Below are 15,795 nucleotides of genomic sequence, written 5' to 3' on the forward strand. Positions count from 1 at the left end.
CTTCTCTGTGGTGCGGTCAGGACTCGGGTACGGCGGACAGCAGGGCGTGCAGCACGGGTCCCGCGGAGCCGCCCCCGGTGACGCCCTCCTCGACCACGCAGGCCACGGCCACATCGCCCCGGTGGGCGACCATCCAGCCGTTGTTGTCCTGGTCGTCGGAGACCTCGGCGGTGCCGGTCTTGGCGCCGATCTCCCCGGGCAGGTCGGACAGCACGCGCGCGGTGCCCTCGGTGACGGTCGCCCGCATCAGTGCGCGCAGCTGGGTCACGACCCGCGCCGGGAGCGGCGTCGTGGCCGTCGTGTCCTCGGTGCCGGCGACGAGCGAGGGCTGGTGGAAGGTGCCGGACACCGCCGTCGCGGTGACCGACGCCATGATCAGCGGGTTGGCCTGGACCCGGCCCTGCCCGATCATCGACGCGGCCTTCTCCGTCGCGTCGCGCGGGACCGGCACCGAGCCGTCGTACGAGGGCACCCCCACATGCCAGGTCTGCCCGACGCCGAAGTACTTCTTCGCCACGTCCCCGAGTTCGCCCTCCCCCAGCTTGTCGCGCAGGCTGATGAACGCGGTGTTGCAGGACTCGGTGAAGTCCTTGCGGAAGGTGGCGCCCGGGTGTTCGGAGGTCTCCACGTTCTGGAACCGTTTGCCCACCGTGAGGTACTGGGGGCAGTCCACCACGTCGTCCGGCGCGACCGCGCCCTTCAGCAGCAGGGCGCCGCTGGTGACGATCTTCCAGGTGGAGCCGGGCGCGTAGGTGCCGGAGACGGCGCGGTTGAAGCCGGACACGGGCGAGTTGGCGACGGCCAGGATCTCGCCGTCGTCGATGCGCAGGGCGACGAGCGCGGCGTTCTTGCCGTCGGCCCGGGCGAGGGCGTTCTCGGCGGCCCGCTGCCAGTCGGCGTCGAGGGTGGTGCGGACGGGACCCTCGTCCCCGGCGGGGTCCTTCCCGCCGAAGGACACCTCGGTGCGCCGCACCGTGCCGGTGGCCCGGTCGACGAGGTGCACGGCACCGCGCGGTCCGCCGCCGTCCGCCGCGCCGGCGAGCCGGGCGAGGACGGGACCGAGGGAGGGGTGGGTGGCGGCGGAGAGGGTCTCGCCGTCGCGGTCGGTGGCCTCGACGGGCTCGGTCTCCTCGCGTTCCAGGCGGAACTTCTCGGTGTCGCTGAGCCGGGGGTGGACCAGCGACAGCTTCCAGTCCACCTTCCAGACGCCGCCGGCCTGCTCCCGCAGCGGCAGCTTCGCGCTGTACGTCCAGGTGCCGAGGCCGGTGACGGGCATCCGGGCGGTGAAGGGCACGGTGACGGTGCCGTCGCCGGTGTCCCGCGGGTCCTCGGCGGTGAGCTTCGGCCTCCCGATGTCGAGTCCGGTGGTGAAGCTGCCCAGCACCTGCTCGGCGCGCCCGGGTCGGGTCGTGCGGGCGGCGGCGTCCGGGAACCGTCCGGCGGACCAGTCGGCGAGGAAGGCGCGCGCGGTGGCGGCCGCCGCCGGGTCGGGTCCGCCCCCGTCGTCGAAGGGCGGCAGTCCGGCCGCGTACGTCCCGCCCGCGGCGACCGCGGCCACCACCGCCACGGCGGTGAGCGTCCTGGCCGTCCGGCGCGGGCGACGGCCGGTGCGGGGGAGGTCGGGGTAGGAGTTCATGCCCCGACCACAGCAGCGGCGGGGGCCTTCCGTCCAAGTCCGCTATCGATCATGGATCGATCAATACTCGATATGATGACTGGTCGTGGACCTGGTGCGGCACCTGGAGTGCTTTGTGGCTGTTGCAGAAGAGTCACACTTCGGGCGTGCCGCGGCCCGTCTGGGGATGGCCCAGCCGCCGCTGTCGCAGCGCATCCAGCGGCTCGAACGGGAGCTGGGGGTCCGGCTGTTCGAGCGGACCAGCCGTCAGGTGAGGATCACCGAGGCGGGGCGTCTGCTGCTGGCGGAGGCCCGTGAGCTGCTCGCCCGTTCCGATGCGTTCCTGGCCTCCGCGCGGCGGGTGCGGGACGGCGAGACCGGGCTGCTGCGGGCGGCCCTGCCCCCCGACCTCTCCGGTGAGACCGTCGCCGCCCTGCTCTCGGACTTCGGGCGCCGTCACTCCTCGCTGGAGCTGGAGCTGCACGAGCTGTCCACCGCGCAGCAGCTCGCCCGGCTCGCGGCCCACGAACTGGACGTCGGCGTCGTCCACCATCCGTGTGACGTGGCCGGTCTGGAGCTGGGCCCGGTGCTGCGGCGGGAGCTGGGTGTCCTGCTGCCGCGCGGTGCCTCCGCGGCCGGGCTGGAGGAGGTCCCGCTGGTCGCGCTGAGCGGCCGGGACCTGATCCTCTTCCCGCGCGCCGCGGCCCCGGCCGTCTACGACGACCTGCTCACCACCTGCGCCCGGGGCGGCTTCACCCCCGCCGCCGTCCGTCACGGCCAGGGCGCCAGCTTCGTACGCGGTCTGGTGCTGTCCGCCGGGGCCGTCGCCCTGTGCCCGCGCGACGCCCTGCCGCCGTCGGGGGACGGGGACCCGGAGGTCGTGTGGCGTCCGCTCACCGGGGGAGCGCCGGCGCTGCGCCATTCGGCCGCCTGGCCCAAGGGGCGCGGGGACGCCGCGGTGCAGGCGTTCGCCGAGGCGGCCACGCGCGCGTTGCGCACCACCGCCGGGGCAACGCCCGACGCTCCGGCCCGCCCGCTGCACCTGCGCCCGGCATCGGAGTACTGGCTGTGACCGACGCCCTCGCCCGCATCCACGCGGCCTTCGCCGACGCCGGGGTCACCGGCTGGCTGCACGCCCTCGACATCGACTCCGGCGCGCAGCTCGACGCCGGGGCGGACCAGCCGGTCTGCACGGCCAGTGTCCACAAGCTGTGTGTGCTGGTCGCCCTGCACGAGCAGGCGGCGGCCGGGATGCTGGACCTCACCGAGCAGGTGGAGTGCCCGCCGGCCGGGCGCACCACGGGTCCCACCGGGGTCGCCGCCATGCTGGACGCGGCCCGGCTGTCCCTGCGCGACCTGGCGTATCTGATGATGGCGGTCAGCGACAACGCCGCCGCCGACCTGCTGCTGCGCCGGGTGGGCCTCGACGCCGTGAACGCCACGACAACCCGGCTGGGGCTGACCCGTACCCGCGCCGTTCACTCCTTCGGCCAGATGCTGGCCACCATCAGGGAGGACGCCGGCCCCGACGGCGCCCGGGCGCTCACCGACCCGCATGTCATCACCCGGCTGCGCGCGCTCGACCCGGCCCGCACCAACCGCAGCACGCCGCGCGACATGACCCGGCTGCTGGGGGCGGTGTGGCGGGACGAGGCGGGTACGCCGGAGCACGGCGGCGCCATGCGGCGGATCCTGGGGCTCCAGGTGTGGCCGCACCGTCTGGCCTCCGGTTTCCCCTTCGACGATGTGCACGTCGCCGGAAAGACCGGCAGTCTGCCCACGCTGCGCAACGAGGTCGGCGTCGTCGAATATCCGGACGGCGGGCGTTACGCCGTCGCGGTGTTCACCCGCACCGCGCAGACCGCGGCCACCCTTCCGGCGGCCGACGCGGTGATCGGCACGGCGGCGCGGATCGCGGTGGACGCGCTGCGGGCGGAGGGATTGCGGGCGGAGGGGTTGCGGGCGCGTTGATCCGAGGAGAAAAGCAGGCGAATGGAAACGCGAAAACAAAGAGCAGGGGCCCGCACCGAAGTGCGAGCCCCTGCTCTCAAACCCTGCGTGCAGGTCAGGCGGGAACGATGTTCTCCGCCTGCGGGCCCTTCTGGCCCTGGGTGACGTCGAAGGTCACCTTCTGGCCTTCCTGGAGCTCGCGGAAGCCCGAGGTGGCGATGTTCGAGTAGTGGGCGAAGACGTCAGCGCCGCCGCCGTCCTGCTCGATGAAGCCGAAGCCCTTTTCCGAGTTGAACCACTTCACGGTACCGGTGGCCATATCAAATCTCCTGAGACAGTGCTGGGACTCGCACTTTACGAATCCCTTCATCGTCGCGATGATCACCTGCCCGGAGAACCGGTAGCAAACTGGCAACCACAACTGCAACTGACGTCAGCCTAGCACGGAAGGCATCAGCGGCAAGCGAGGAAAATCACCGGAGAAAACTCCGGCGGCAGGTTTAGGGAATGTTATTTTGGCAGTGATGGAGGAATTTCTGTCGCGGCGACGGCAGGTTTTCAGCGGTGACCGTGGACCGTGTCCGCGCCCTGCCGCAGCTCCTCGTTGGCCCGCTCGGCCCCTTCCAACTGCTCCTCGAGGCTGATGATCCGGCACGCGGCGTCGACCGGAGTCCCCTGGTCGACCAGCTCACGGGCGCGCGCGGCCAGTCTGAGCTGGTGGCGCGAGTAGCGGCGGTGACCGCCGTCCGACCGCGTCGGCGTGATCAGCAGTGCCTCGCCGAGCGCACGGAGGAATGCGGGTGTGGCTCCGACCAGTTCCGCGGCCCTGCCCATGGTGTAGGCCGGGAAATGGTCGTCGTCGAGCCGGTCCGCGACGGGGAGCCGGTCCTGGTCCGGCTGCCGGCCGTCGTCGTACGGCTGACTTTCCGAGGGCATACGCACCTTTCCGCGGACCACAACGGGCACGGTCCGCCACGGGGACGGATTCCCCGCAGAGGAACTCTAGTCGCCTCGACGGAAAATCTGTCGCGGCGGCGACAGATGCAGTCCCCCGAGTCCACTCGCCCCGCGGGCCGGTCGCCCTCCGCACCAGGAGCCCTGCGCCGGGAACGACGCCTACGGCGCCTGCGGCGCCCCGTCCTTCGTCCGCGTGTCCTCGGCCGGCCGGGCCCGGTGCGGACCCATCTCGGCGAGCACGGCACCGAGTGCGTCCTCGGTGAGGGGGCTGCCGGGGAGGGGGTGCGGTGGGGTGGCCGGGGTGGCGCGGAGGCCGTCGAGGAAGAGGGCGAGGGGCCGGCGCCAGGCGTCGGGGGCGGTGGCCGTGGTGAGGGGCGGGACGGCACGGCCGAGGGCGGCGAGGGCGAACAACACGTCCTCGGTGGTGACGTCGGGGCGCACGGTGCCCTCCGCACGGGCGCGTTCCAGCAGGAGTTCGACCGTGCGGCGGTTGTGGGCGTGCACGGCTCGGAGGGCCTCGACGTCCGGCAGGCGGGTGGTCATGAGGTCGTTGGTGCCGCGGTCGGCGGCCAGGGTGCCGAAGACGGCGCGGAGGTAGTCGTTCAGCCCCGTCCAGGCGTCCGGGGCGGTCCGGGCGCGCTCGCCGGCGGCCATGGTGCCGGTCAGCTGGTCGCGGAAGACCGCGTCGACGAGGGCGGCCCTCGTGGGGAAGTGCCGGTAGAGCGTCGCGTTGCCGACGCCGGCCCGGCGCGCGATCACGTCCAGGGGGGCGTCGAGGCCCTGCTCGGTGAAGACCGCGTGCGCCGCCTCCACCAGCCGGTCCCGGTTGCGCCGGGCGTCACGCCGCTGCCGGGGGGCGGGGGCGGGGGGTCCTTCACCGACGGTCATCGTCTTCCTCCGTACGAAGCGGGGAGCACTCCCCGGTGCGATGCTATCGTCGGCCAAAGAAGTGGGGAGTGGTCCCCGTTTCCGTCGCGGAGAGAGGACGGTGTCGTGCGAGCACCCACCCTGGACGAGCTGGCCCCTGCGGGCCACGACGCGGCGGCCGGTCCGTACGCCGTGCACGCGGCCCTGCGGGCCAGGGGGCCGGTGCACCGGGTCCACGTCCCGGGCAGCGGGGACGCCTGGCTGGTGCTGACCCACGAGGCGGTGCGGGCCGCGCTGACCGACCCCCGGCTGCGCAACGACATCCGGCACTCCGCGAGCTGGGAGACCGACGGCGGCCATGCCGTCGGGCGCAACATGCTGCAGAGCGACCCGCCCCACCACACCCGGCTGCGACGGCTGGTGGCGGGCCACTTCACACCGGGCCGCGTCGCGGGGCTGCGGCCGGGCATCGAGCGGGTGGCGCGCGAGCTGCTGGCGCGACTGCCCCGGCCGGGCACCGCCGACCTGGTGAGCGGTTACGCCCTGCCGCTCCCGGTCACGGTGATCTGCGATCTCCTCGGGGTGCCCGTGGCGGACCGCGCGGCCTTCCACACCTGGTCGAACGAGCTGGTCCTGCCCACGGGAGAGGAGGCCGCCGCCGCTTCGAGCGCCGCACTGACCGGCTACCTCACCGACCTGATCGCCGAGAAGACCCGCACGCCGGACGGCTCCCTGCTCGCGGCCCTGGCCACGACCGCCGGTCACCCGGGCTCCGGGGACGGCCTGAGCCGCGAGGAACTCCTCGGCATGGCCTTCCTGCTCCTCGTGGCCGGTCACGAGACGACGGTCGACCTGATCTCCGCGACCGTGCACAGCCTGCTGACGCACCCGGACCAGCTCGCCCTGCTGCGCGCCGACCCCGCCCTGACCGGTGCCGCGATCGAGGAGTCCCTGCGCTTCAACTCCCCCGTCCACGCGGGCGCGTTCCGCTTCGCGGCCGAGCCGCTGGAACTGGCCGGCACCCGGGTGGCCGCCGGTGACGCGGTGCTCGTCTCCCTGGCCGCGGCCTCCCGTGACCCGCTCGCCTTCCCGGACCCGGACCGCTTCGACATCACCCGCCGGCCCCAGGGCCACCTGGCCTTCGGGCACGGCGTCCACCACTGCCTCGGCGCCCCGCTGGCCCGCACGGAAGCCGCCCTCGCCCTCCGCCTCCTCTTGGAACACCACCCCGCCCTCGCGCTCGCCGCCGACCCGGCGGCCCTCACCTGGCGGACCGGCACCCTGCTGCGGGGCCTGACCGCACTGCCGGTGCACCTCGGCTGACCTGCGCCTGCTTGCTCGCGACGGGCACGGCGCTCACCGTCACCGGGCGGACGACGCGCGAGTCGGGAAGGCCGGGGCCGGGCCCCGAGCTGCACACGTGGGGACGCGACGGCCCGTCCCGGCCTTCCCTCTGGCCGCAATCTGCCACGGGGGCACCCCGGCCGCCCGCCGGAACGGGCCGAACGAGCGGGGAGCGGAGAGAGGAGCAGGGGTGGCCCGGGGAAAACCGACGGGACATTCCGGGCGCTTTATCGCATTTCCTCGTCCATAATCGGAAGCATGAGCATGGCAGCGTATGAAGTACTGGCCGCGAGCCAGCACGTGTGGAACGTGTTCGCGGCGTTCATCGGCGGACTGGTCGTGTCCGGCGCGCTGATCTGGGCCGTACGCGTCGGCATGCGGTACATGGACCAGGAGGAACCCCGTCCGAAGGCCGAGGAGCAGCCGAGACTGCCGGACGGTGGCGCGGTGCACGAGCTGCGGGAGATGCGGGAACCGGACGAGATGCCGGACATGTCGAAGACCGGGTCCCGGATGATGCCCTACGAGCTCCATCACGCCGCGACCAGGACGGGCAAGGACCAGAAGCGCAGGCGCTGGCTGCCCGGCTCCAGCGGCGCCTTCGGCAGCGGGGGCCCGGGACACGTGTGACGTGACGTGACCGTGCGGACGCCGCCCCGGGTCACCGGCCCGGGGCGGCGTCCCCCACCGTGATCTGGATCTGCTCGCTCGCGGCGCTCACCCCGTTCAGGGTGGCGGTGGCCTGGAGGCTGCCGGGGCCTGCGGGCAGGGCGGGCCCGGGGGTGCAGGTCCAGTGGCCGTCGGGTCCGGCGGTGTCGGTGCACACCTCGCCGCCGTCCTGGCCGGAGACGGTGATCTGGGCGCCCGGGTGGGCCGTACCGGCGATCGTCGGCCGTGCGTCCAGCGGTACGCCGGACTCCGGGCTGGTCAGAGTCGGCGAGGCCAGCCCCACGGTCACCTGGCAGCCGCCGGCCGCCCGCACCGCGCCGTGCGCGTCGGCGAGGCTCAGGGCGCAGCCGCTCAGCCGGGTTCCGGGCACCGCGTCGGCGGACATCGCCAGTACGAAGGGAAAGCGCCCTTGCCGCCAGGGCCGTTCCACCGAGGGGGTCGCCGTGTACGTGGCGGTACGGCCGTCGGCGCCCACGGCGCCCCGGTAGCCGGGGGTGCCGAGGGGGACGCCGGTCACCCGGGTCCCGGCGGGGGCGGTGAGGGTCAGGGTGGAGCCGGCGCCGAAGGCCGCCCCGTCGAAGCCCGCCGCCTCGACGACGCCCTGCCGGCCGGGCGGGATCGTCACCTCGCCCCACAGGACCCGGGCGACCCGGGGCGGGTCGTCGGCGGCGGCCGGGGAAGCGGCGGCCGGCCACGCGCCCGCGAGGATGCCTGTCGCGGCCAGCGCGACGGCGGCCGCTGTCCTGCTGGATCTGTTCATCGTCGGCGGGCTCCTCGCACGTCCGGCACGGACACCCCTGGCACCGATTGTGGCGGCGGACACGCACGGGCCGCCCGCGCTGGACGGCCGTACGGGTGGCGCTCGTGAGGTGCCTTCGCGGTGCCGCGTCGGTCACACCCCGCCCCCGGCCGGCCCGCGTGGGCCGGCCGGGGACGCGGGGTGCGGTTCAGCGGCCGAGCCAGGCCGTCGTGTCCGGGCCGAGCCGGCCGTCCTCCAGGGGGGCGCTGGTCAGCAGGACCTCGCCCGCCGGGAGGGAGACCGGGTCGGGGGACAGGTTGGTCACGCAGCGCCAGCCGTCCCCGCGGTCGAACTGGAGCACCCCGGGCGGGGTCTCGTCCGCCCACGTCAGGGACTCGCCGTCCAGCAGCTTGCGGCGCAGCCGCAGGGCCGTGCGGTACAGCTCCAGGGTCGAGCCCTCGACCCCGTCCTGCGCCTCGACGGCGTACGCGGCGAAAGCGGGCGGCTGCGGCAGCCAGGCGCCGGCCGCCCCGAAGCCGTACGACGGTCCGGTGGCCGTCCACGGCAGCGGGACCCGGCATCCGTCGCGGCCCTTGCGGACACGGCCCGTCTGCTCCCAGATCGGGTCCTGGAGGACCTCGGTCGGCAGGTCGGCGACCTCGGGCAGACCGAGTTCCTCGCCCTGGTAGACGTACGCCGAACCGGGGAGCGCCAGCATCAGCAGGGTGGCGGCGCGCGCCCGGCGCAGTCCGGCGTCCGGGTCGACGGCGGGGGCGTGTCCGCCGGACAGCAGCCAGGCGTTCTCGTCCGTGTCCGGCGGCAGCATCAGCCGGGAGGCGTGCCGCACCACGTCGTGGTTGGAGAGCACCCAGGTCGCCGAGGCACCCGCGGCGTGCGCCGTCGTCAGCGAGTCGGTGATCACCTGGCGCAGCTCCCCCGCGTCCCACGGGGTCTGGAGGTACTCGAAGTTGAACGCCTGCCCCAGCTCGTCCGGGCGGGCGTACAGGGCGCGCCGGGCACCCGGGACCCACGCCTCGGCGACCGCCATCCGGGGCGGGGAGTAGGCGTCGAGGATCTTGCGCCAGTCGCGGTAGATCTCGTGCACCTCGTCGCGGTCGTAGAACGGGTGCGTGCCGGGCTCGAACTCGGTGAGGGCGGCCTCGCCGCTCAGCTCGGGCGCGCCGAGGTCGCGCAGCGGGTCGGCGAGGTCCTTGGTGAGGGCGTGCGCGACGTCGACGCGGAAGCCGTCCACGCCCCGGTCGGACCAGAAGCGCAGGGTGGTGCGGAAGTCGTCGCGGACGTCCTGGTGGCCCCAGTTGAGGTCGGGCTGCTCGGCGGCGAACAGGTGCAGGTACCACTGCCCGTCCGGCACCCGCTGCCAGGCGCTGCCGCCGAACACGGACTGCCAGTCGGTGGGCGGCAGCTCGCCGCCGGGGCCGCGGCCGTCGCGGAAGACGTAGCGGTCGCGGGCCGGGGAGCCGGGTCCGGCGCGCAGCGCCTCCTGGAACCAGACGTGCTGGTGGGAGGTGTGGTTGGGGACGATGTCGACGATCACCTTCAGACCGAGCCGGTGGGCTTCGCGGACCAGGGCGTCGAAGTCGTCGAGGGTGCCCAGGCGCGGGTCGACGTCGCGCGGGTCGGCGACGTCGTAGCCGCCGTCGGCCAGCTCGGAGGGGTAGAAGGGGCTCAGCCACAGGGCGTCGACGCCCAGGGCGGCGAGGTGGGTGAGGCGCCGGGTGATGCCGCGGAGGTCACCGAGCCCGTCGCCGTCGGCGTCGGCGAAGCTGCGGGGGTAGACCTGGTAGACGACGGCCTGCCGCCACCAGTCGGGGTTCTTGGAGGAGAGGTCGGGCGTGGCGTCGGGGGCGGGGTGCGGGGGCCGGGGGCCGGGCGTGGCGGTGCGATCGGTCACGCGGTCTCCTCTGGGTGCGTGCGGGCGACAGAAGTAAATCTGTCCACATCACCGTAAAAGCGAACACCCGGGCAGCAGGAGCCATTCCCACGGGTGTGGCGCACCCCACCATTCGTCCCGCATCCCACCATTCGTCCCGATGTGCCGGACGGCCGCCGGGAGAGCACCCGGCGGCCGGCTACGCCCCGGCCCGCTCGACCGTCGCCAGGTACAGCTCCACGTAGCGCTCCACGTCCACGTCCAGGCCGACGTCCACCAGGGGCTGCTCGCGCGTGCCGCCGTGGATCTCGGACTCGCCGACGCGCGGGCGGCGGTCGACGACGGTCTGGCCGCGGGTCGGTCCCGGGGCCAGGGAGACCTCGACGGGGAGCCGGTGGGTGGTCAGCCCCTCCGGGTCGGCGACCGCGCAGAGCGCGCCCGCGTCGCCGAGCCCGCCGGCGTCCTCGGCGGGGTCGTCGGGGCGGCTGCCCGGGGTGGCGGGGCGGTGCGCGAGCAGCTCACCGGCCAGCCGGGTGCCCGGTTCGGCGCTCGCGCGCAGCCGCCGGACCTCCGCCCCCGGGACGACGACCCGGGTGAACACGTCCAGGCCGTACATGGTGATCGGCACCCCGGCCGTGAGCAGGATCGCGGCGGCCTCGGGGTCGTGCCAGACGTTGAACTCGGCGACCGGTGTGGCGTTGCCCGCGCCCGCCGCGCCGCCCATGAACACGATCCGCTCGATGTTGCGGGTGACCTCGGGGTGGGTGCGCAGCAGCAGCGCGATGTTGGTCAGCGGGGCGGTGGGCACCAGGGTGACCGGGCGCGGGGAGGCGAGGATCTCGCGCCGCAGCAGGGTCACCGCGTCCACGTCCACCGGGGTGCGGCGCGGGGCGGGCAGGCCGAGGTCGCCCATGCCGTCGTGGCCGTGGACGTGGCGCGCGGAGCGCGGTGCCTCGATCAGCGGGCGCTCGGCGCCCCGCGCCACCGGGACGTCCGGGGCGCCCGCCTGCTCCAGCACGGTCAGCGTGTTGCGGACGACGCCGTCCACGTCGGTGTTCCCGGCCACGCAGGTCACCGCGCGCAGGTCGATCCCCGGGTGGCGTACGGCGAACAGCAGGGCCAGGGCGTCGTCGACACCGGTGTCGCAGTCGATGATCACCGGGGTGGGCTGTCCGTGTGTCACGTCGGAGGCTCCTTTCGAGCGGCTGCGGCCCGTCGACCCTACGCGGGGTCCCAGAGCGCGGTGCCGCGCCGGGCCGAGCGGTCGGCGACCCGGCGCAGCACCTCCGCCACGGGCAGGGCGCCGGGCCGCCGCCCGTCCCTGAGCCGCAGCGCGAGCAGCCCGTCCGCGGCCTCCCGCGCCCCGAGCACCGCCTGGTACGGCACCAGCCGCGCCCGGCGGATCCGCGCCCCCAGACTGCCCTCGCCGGTCCCGGCCATCTCCGCCCGCAGTCCGAGCGCACCGGCCCGGCGGACGACCTCGTACGCCCGTTCCTCCTGCTCCTCGCCCACCGGCAGCACCACCAGCTGCACCGGGGCCAGCCACACCGGGAGGGCGCCGCCGTGCTGTTCCAGCAGGTGCGCGACCGCCCGTTCGACGCTGCCGATGACGCTGCGGTGCACCATGACGGGGCGGTGCCTGGCGCCGTCGGGGCCGATGTAGCGCAGGTCGAAGCGTTCCGGCTGGTGGAAGTCGATCTGCACGGTGGAGAGGGTGGACTCGCGGCCCGCAGGGTCGGTGATCTGCACGTCGATCTTCGGGCCGTAGAAGGCGGCCTCGCCCTCGGCGGCCTCGTACGGGATGCCGGAGGAGTCCAGCACCTCGCGCAGGAGCGCGGTGGCCCGTCCCCACAGGGCCGGGTCGGCGACGTACTTGCCGCCGCCGCCCGGCAGGGACAGCCGGTGGCGGGCGGCGCGGATGCCCAGGTCGGCGTAGGCGCGGGCGATGAGGGCGAGCGCGGCACGGGCCTCCTCGACGGCCTGGTCCAGGGTGCAGAAGATGTGCGCGTCGTTGAGCTGGATGGCCCGTACGCGGGTGAGCCCGCCGAGGACACCCGACAGCTCGGCGCGGTACATGCCGCCCAACTCGGCCATGCGGTACGGCAGTTCGCGGTAACTGCGGGAGCGGGAGCGGTAGATGAGGGCGTGGTGGGGGCAGAGGCTGGGGCGCAGCAGGACCTGCTCCGCGCCGAGTTCCATGGGCGGGAACATGTCGTCGCCGTAGTGGTCCCAGTGCCCGGAGATCTCGTACAGCTCGCGTTTGCCGAGCACGGGCGAGTACACGTGCCGGTAGCCGGCCGCGCGCTCCGCCTCGCGGACGTACTCCTCCAGGGTGTGCCGGACGAGGGCGCCGTCGGGGAGCCAGTACGGCAGTCCCGCGCCCATCAGCGGATCGGTGTCGAACAGGCCCAGCTCGCGGCCGAGACGTCGGTGGTCGTGCACGGCGGTCTCCTCGTGGTCGTGAGGCGAGCGGCACCGTGCGACGAAGCCCCGGGGCACTCGCCCCGGGGCTTCGCGGTGGTCAGCTGTCAGCGCGCCGGGACACTCTCCGGCGTCGTCGTGAGCGACAGGTCGGCACGCTGCATGCCGGCGACCGTAACAGGGGGCGGCCGGGCGCGCGAGCCGGTTTCCCGCGCGGGCGGCTCACCCGGACGGCCCGCCGCGCTGGTGGGGCGGTCGGCCCGGTGGTGCCGTAGGAGCACGTCCGCCCGTGGACGGCCCGGTTCCCCAGGAGGCACCCCGATGACCCATGCCCTGGCCGCCACCCGCGCCCTCTTCGCCTCCGCGCTGTCGGTGGGCGCCCTGCTGGCCGCGGCGGGCTGTTCCCTCGGGGACCGGGAGGTGCCCCGCGCGCTGCCCGCGGGCGTGTCCGATCCCCCGTCCGCGTCCGCGTCCGCGTCCGCCGCCGCCTCGGAGCAGCCGTCACCGGCGGCCCCGCCCGCGCTGAACGAGGCGCAGATGAGGGCGGCGTTGATCACGGAGGCGGACCTGGGCGAGCCGTGGATGGCGAGCCGCGGCGCGGCGACCTGGCGGGACGGGATGCTCAAGGCGGAGACGGAGGACGCCGACTGCCGGCGGCTGCTCGACGCCCTCTACACGGAGGAGCTGTTCGGCACACCGGCCGGCCCCCGCGCCACGGCCACCCTGGACGACGCCTACAACGACACGCAGCTGCGCTACCAGGTCGCCGCGTACCCGTCCGCCGACGTGGACCGCGTGCTGGCATGGCTGAGCGGACTGCCGGAGCGCTGCGGGGAGTTCAGGGCCACGACCACCCGGGCCGGCGCCCAGCTCGTCGAGGTGACGGAGCTGCCGCTGCCGGAGGCCGGTGACGCGCGGGCGGCCCTGCGGCTCACCATGACCGGGGAGGCGTCCGACGGGATGCCGACGTACCTCACCGTGGACGTCGCCGCCGTCCGCGTCGGCGAGGACACCATCACCCTGACCAACGGCGGCTTCGGCGCGGTCCTGCCCGAGGTCACCCAGGCGGTGTCCCAGCTCGGCGCGGACCGCCTGGCGGAGGTCGCACGCCAGGGGCGGGTACGGGTCTGACGGGTACGGGTCCGACGGGTACGGGTCCGACGGGTACGGGTCCGGCGGGCCGGGCCGACGACGGGAGCCGGCGTCGCGCCGGCTCCCGTCAGCTCATGCGGTCCACGGCCTCCTTGGCCTCGACCAGGTCCGCGCCGGTGGCCTCCCGGTAGACCTTGATCGCCTGCACCTTCCTGCCCTGCCGGACCAGGGCGGCGATCTCGTCCGCCCGCGGCACCTCCTCGCGCAGGCCCAGGTGACCCAGCACCAGGTCGAGCTTGCGCTCGGCGCGGGCGGCACGGCGCTCGGCCCGGGTCAGGCGGGTCTGGAGGGCGGCGACACCGAGGATCACGACGCAGGTGAGGAAGAGTACGGCTGTGTCCATGGGCGCCAAGGGTAGGGAACGGGAGGCTGGTTGGCGCCGCCGGGTGCCGTGCGGTGCGGTGCCGTGGGCTGCCGGGCGGTGCGGTGCTGTGGGCTGCCGGGCGGTGCTGTGGCGTGGGCTGCCGGGCGGTGCGTCAGAGCGGGGGCTGTGCGGGTGCCGGGCCCAGGGTCGTCGTGCCCGGGGCGGTGCGGTGGCCCAGGCCCGTGCGGTAGGCGTCCAGGGCCGCCTCGACGCGGCCGGTGCGGCGCAGCAGGTCGCCGAGGAGGCGGCACAGGTCGGCCAGGTCACCGGCGGCGCCCGCGCGTTCCAGCAGGCTCATCGCGCGGACGTAGTGCTCCTCGGCCTGCTCGGTCCGGCGGGCGTCCTCGGCGATGATGCCGAGCAGCCGGTGCGCGGCCGCCGCGTGCACCGCGCCCCGCTCGGGGGAGAGCCCGCCGAGCACGTCCCGCAGCAGGTCGGCGGCCTCCTGGGAACTGCCGCGCCGGTGCAGGACGTCGGCCAGCTCGACGGTGACCTGACTGCTGTAGAGGGACGCCCGCTTGGCCGACAGCATCTCCAGCGCCTCGCGCAGCTCCCGCTCCGCGCTCTCGAGCCGGCCGTTCTGCGCGTAGACGTAGCCGCGCATCCAGTGGCAGTTGGCCAGTTCGGTGCGCAGTTGCAGTCCGCGGTACAGCTCCGCCGCCTTGGCCAGCGAGGCGTCCGCCTCGGCGAGGCGGCCCTCGGCGAGCAGGGTGCGCGCCACCGACCGGTGCATGCGCGCCACCAGCGCGGGATCACCGGACTGCGGCGCGAGCGCCAGCGCCACCTCGGCCGCCTGCGCGGCCCGCGCATGGGCGCCCATGTCCATGTACGGCCCGATCGCGCTGGCGTAGAGCAGCAGCAGCGCGTCCGGGTCGTGCAGCCCGCCGCGGTTCAGCTCGTCGATCGTGGATTCCAGCAGGTAGACCGCGTACCGCAGCTCCCCGGCGAGGTAGTGCGCGACCGCCCGGCCGCGCAGCGCCGGCACCCGGGCGGGCAGCGGGGCCTCGGCGAGCCGGGCCTCGGCCCGCTCGAAGTACTGGCGGCCCTCGACCAGCTCGCCGGTCTCCAGCGCGCACTCCCCGAGCCCGAGCAGCGCGGCGGCCTGCTCCTCGGGCAGGCCGTGCGCCTCCGCCTCGGCCAGCAGCCCGGTGTACTGCTCCACCGCCGCCTCCGCCTCACCGACGGCGAGGGTGCGCTGCGCCCCGGTCAGCCGCAGGTGCAGCTCGGTCACGAGGCGGGCCGGGCGTCCGGTGGCCAGTTCGTCGAACGCGACTCCGAGGCGGTCGGCGAGATGCCGTAACGCCTCGTCGGAGGGGCGCACCCGTCCGGCCTCCAGGGTGGAGATGTACGCGGGCGTGTACACCGGCTCGGCCAGCTGTTTCTGGGTCAGCCCGCGCTCCACGCGCAACTGCTGCACCCGGCGTCCGATGGTCCCCGGCTCGTCCCGCTCCCCCATGCCAACTCCCCCAGCGCCCCTTGCCGTTCGCGACCGACAGCCCCTAGGTTAAACCGCGAATTAAACGTGCTTAACCCATCGCTGTTGCGAGGTCGCCGTGCTGGAACGCACACGCACCACCGAGCGTTACGCCCGAGGCTTCGCCGCGGCCGTCGCCGCGGTCGCGGCACTGGTCCTGGCGGCCAACGCGGGCCCGGCCAGAGCCTCCCACCCCGAGCCCGACCACCAGCCCACGGCACCGGCGGAGGCGGCGGTACGGTGAGTCCGCCACCCGGCGCACTCCGGCGCCCGGACCCGGGCACCTTGGTGCCCTCGGTGACCGGCCGACGACGTCCCGGTGCCCCGTTCCCCTGCCGCCCGGTGTCTGACT

At 74.6% G+C, this 15,795-nt stretch carries 16 protein-coding genes; 6 read left to right on the plus strand and 10 right to left on the minus strand.

What is annotated here, in order from left to right; translation table 11 throughout:
* Positions 1–16: 16 nt before the first annotated feature.
* Entirely contained in the window at positions 17–1,636 is a 1,620-nt protein-coding gene (locus FHX78_RS16490; RefSeq protein ID WP_145868218.1) for a penicillin-binding transpeptidase domain-containing protein, read from the minus strand.
* A gap of 85 nt (positions 1,637–1,721) precedes the next feature.
* Between FHX78_RS16490 and FHX78_RS16495 the strand changes: the two genes are divergently transcribed.
* A complete protein-coding gene (locus FHX78_RS16495; protein WP_145868219.1) occupies positions 1,722–2,687 on the plus strand; it encodes a LysR family transcriptional regulator in 966 nt (321 codons plus the stop codon).
* Positions 2,684–3,586, plus strand: coding sequence for a serine hydrolase (locus FHX78_RS16500; protein ID WP_145868220.1), 903 nt, complete (start codon positions 2,684–2,686; stop codon positions 3,584–3,586). Before FHX78_RS16495 ends, FHX78_RS16500 begins: the two co-directional genes overlap by 4 nt.
* A gap of 94 nt (positions 3,587–3,680) precedes the next feature.
* Here the strand turns inward: FHX78_RS16500 and FHX78_RS16505 are convergent, their stop codons facing one another.
* The 3 genes from FHX78_RS16505 to FHX78_RS16515 all read right to left on the minus strand — a co-directional run bounded on the left by FHX78_RS16505 (position 3,681) and on the right by FHX78_RS16515 (position 5,410).
* Positions 3,681–3,884 (minus strand): cold-shock protein, encoded by a 204-nt coding sequence (locus FHX78_RS16505; RefSeq protein ID WP_004985680.1) that lies wholly within the window; start codon positions 3,882–3,884, stop codon positions 3,681–3,683.
* A gap of 239 nt (positions 3,885–4,123) precedes the next feature.
* Positions 4,124–4,501, minus strand: coding sequence for a MerR family transcriptional regulator (locus FHX78_RS16510; protein WP_145868221.1), 378 nt, complete (start codon positions 4,499–4,501; stop codon positions 4,124–4,126).
* 180 nt (positions 4,502–4,681) lie between these two features.
* Positions 4,682–5,410 carry a TetR/AcrR family transcriptional regulator gene (locus tag FHX78_RS16515; protein WP_145868222.1) on the minus strand — a complete coding sequence of 243 codons (729 nt, stop codon included), beginning with the start codon at positions 5,408–5,410 and terminating at the stop codon, positions 4,682–4,684.
* Positions 5,411–5,515: 105 nt separating this feature from the next.
* Here FHX78_RS16515 and FHX78_RS16520 point away from each other — a divergent pair, with 105 nt between their 5' ends.
* Entirely contained in the window at positions 5,516–6,712 is a 1,197-nt protein-coding gene (locus FHX78_RS16520) for a cytochrome P450 family protein (protein WP_145868223.1), read from the plus strand.
* A 279-nt stretch (positions 6,713–6,991) separates the two neighbouring features.
* The gene (locus FHX78_RS16525; RefSeq protein WP_145868224.1) at positions 6,992–7,363 is read left to right on the plus strand and encodes a DUF6479 family protein; all 372 of its coding nucleotides are present in this window, start codon (positions 6,992–6,994) and stop codon (positions 7,361–7,363) included.
* A gap of 31 nt (positions 7,364–7,394) precedes the next feature.
* Here the strand turns inward: FHX78_RS16525 and FHX78_RS16530 are convergent, their stop codons facing one another.
* The 4 genes from FHX78_RS16530 to thrS all read right to left on the minus strand — a co-directional run bounded on the left by FHX78_RS16530 (position 7,395) and on the right by thrS (position 12,531).
* Positions 7,395–8,162, minus strand: a complete 768-nt coding sequence (locus tag FHX78_RS16530; protein WP_145868225.1) for an Ig-like domain-containing protein — start codon at positions 8,160–8,162, stop codon at positions 7,395–7,397.
* Between the two features lie 187 nt (positions 8,163–8,349).
* A complete protein-coding gene (locus FHX78_RS16535) occupies positions 8,350–10,053 on the minus strand; it encodes a glycoside hydrolase family 13 protein (protein ID WP_145868226.1) in 1,704 nt (567 codons plus the stop codon).
* A 178-nt stretch (positions 10,054–10,231) separates the two neighbouring features.
* Positions 10,232–11,215 (minus strand): nucleoside hydrolase, encoded by a 984-nt coding sequence (locus FHX78_RS16540; protein ID WP_145868227.1) that lies wholly within the window; start codon positions 11,213–11,215, stop codon positions 10,232–10,234.
* A 38-nt stretch (positions 11,216–11,253) separates the two neighbouring features.
* Positions 11,254–12,531 carry a threonine--tRNA ligase gene (gene thrS, locus FHX78_RS16545; protein WP_308439671.1) on the minus strand — a complete coding sequence of 426 codons (1,278 nt, stop codon included), beginning with the start codon at positions 12,529–12,531 and terminating at the stop codon, positions 11,254–11,256.
* A gap of 243 nt (positions 12,532–12,774) precedes the next feature.
* Here thrS and FHX78_RS16550 point away from each other — a divergent pair, with 243 nt between their 5' ends.
* Entirely contained in the window at positions 12,775–13,584 is an 810-nt protein-coding gene (locus tag FHX78_RS16550; protein ID WP_145868229.1) for a hypothetical protein, read from the plus strand.
* Between the two features lie 88 nt (positions 13,585–13,672).
* Here the strand turns inward: FHX78_RS16550 and FHX78_RS16555 are convergent, their stop codons facing one another.
* Together FHX78_RS16555 and FHX78_RS16560 are read right to left on the minus strand one after the other, a co-directional pair.
* Positions 13,673–13,948: a ribosomal protein L7/L12 gene (locus FHX78_RS16555; RefSeq protein ID WP_145868230.1), complete on the minus strand. Its 276-nt coding sequence runs from the start codon at positions 13,946–13,948 to the stop codon at positions 13,673–13,675.
* Between the two features lie 133 nt (positions 13,949–14,081).
* On the minus strand, positions 14,082–15,425 hold the full coding sequence (locus tag FHX78_RS16560) for a helix-turn-helix domain-containing protein (protein WP_145868231.1): 1,344 nt from the start codon (positions 15,423–15,425) through the stop codon (positions 14,082–14,084).
* 97 nt (positions 15,426–15,522) lie between these two features.
* Here FHX78_RS16560 and FHX78_RS36790 point away from each other — a divergent pair, with 97 nt between their 5' ends.
* On the plus strand, positions 15,523–15,687 hold the full coding sequence (locus FHX78_RS36790; RefSeq protein ID WP_167531777.1) for a hypothetical protein: 165 nt from the start codon (positions 15,523–15,525) through the stop codon (positions 15,685–15,687).
* The last annotated feature ends 108 nt before the right edge of the window (positions 15,688–15,795 follow it).

The organism is Streptomyces capillispiralis (assembly GCF_007829875.1).
Lineage (GTDB): Bacteria > Actinomycetota > Actinomycetes > Streptomycetales > Streptomycetaceae > Streptomyces > Streptomyces capillispiralis.

What these genes read in the sequence shown, in the direction of transcription:
- FHX78_RS16510 (WP_145868221.1), bottom strand. Translation starts at nt 4,501, where the DNA reads ATGCCCTCGGAAAGTCAGCCGTACGACGACGGCCGGCAGCCGGACCAG.
- FHX78_RS16555 (WP_145868230.1), bottom strand. Translation starts at nt 13,948, where the DNA reads ATGGACACAGCCGTACTCTTCCTCACCTGCGTCGTGATCCTCGGTGTC.
- FHX78_RS16490 (WP_145868218.1), bottom strand. Translation starts at nt 1,636, where the DNA reads ATGAACTCCTACCCCGACCTCCCCCGCACCGGCCGTCGCCCGCGCCGG.
- FHX78_RS16505 (WP_004985680.1), bottom strand. Translation starts at nt 3,884, where the DNA reads ATGGCCACCGGTACCGTGAAGTGGTTCAACTCGGAAAAGGGCTTCGGC.
- FHX78_RS16560 (WP_145868231.1), bottom strand. Translation starts at nt 15,425, where the DNA reads ATGGGGGAGCGGGACGAGCCGGGGACCATCGGACGCCGGGTGCAGCAG.
- FHX78_RS16530 (WP_145868225.1), bottom strand. Translation starts at nt 8,162, where the DNA reads ATGAACAGATCCAGCAGGACAGCGGCCGCCGTCGCGCTGGCCGCGACA.
- FHX78_RS16515 (WP_145868222.1), bottom strand. Translation starts at nt 5,410, where the DNA reads ATGACCGTCGGTGAAGGACCCCCCGCCCCCGCCCCCCGGCAGCGGCGT.
- FHX78_RS16550 (WP_145868229.1), top strand. Translation starts at nt 12,775, where the DNA reads ATGACCCATGCCCTGGCCGCCACCCGCGCCCTCTTCGCCTCCGCGCTG.
- FHX78_RS16525 (WP_145868224.1), top strand. Translation starts at nt 6,992, where the DNA reads ATGAGCATGGCAGCGTATGAAGTACTGGCCGCGAGCCAGCACGTGTGG.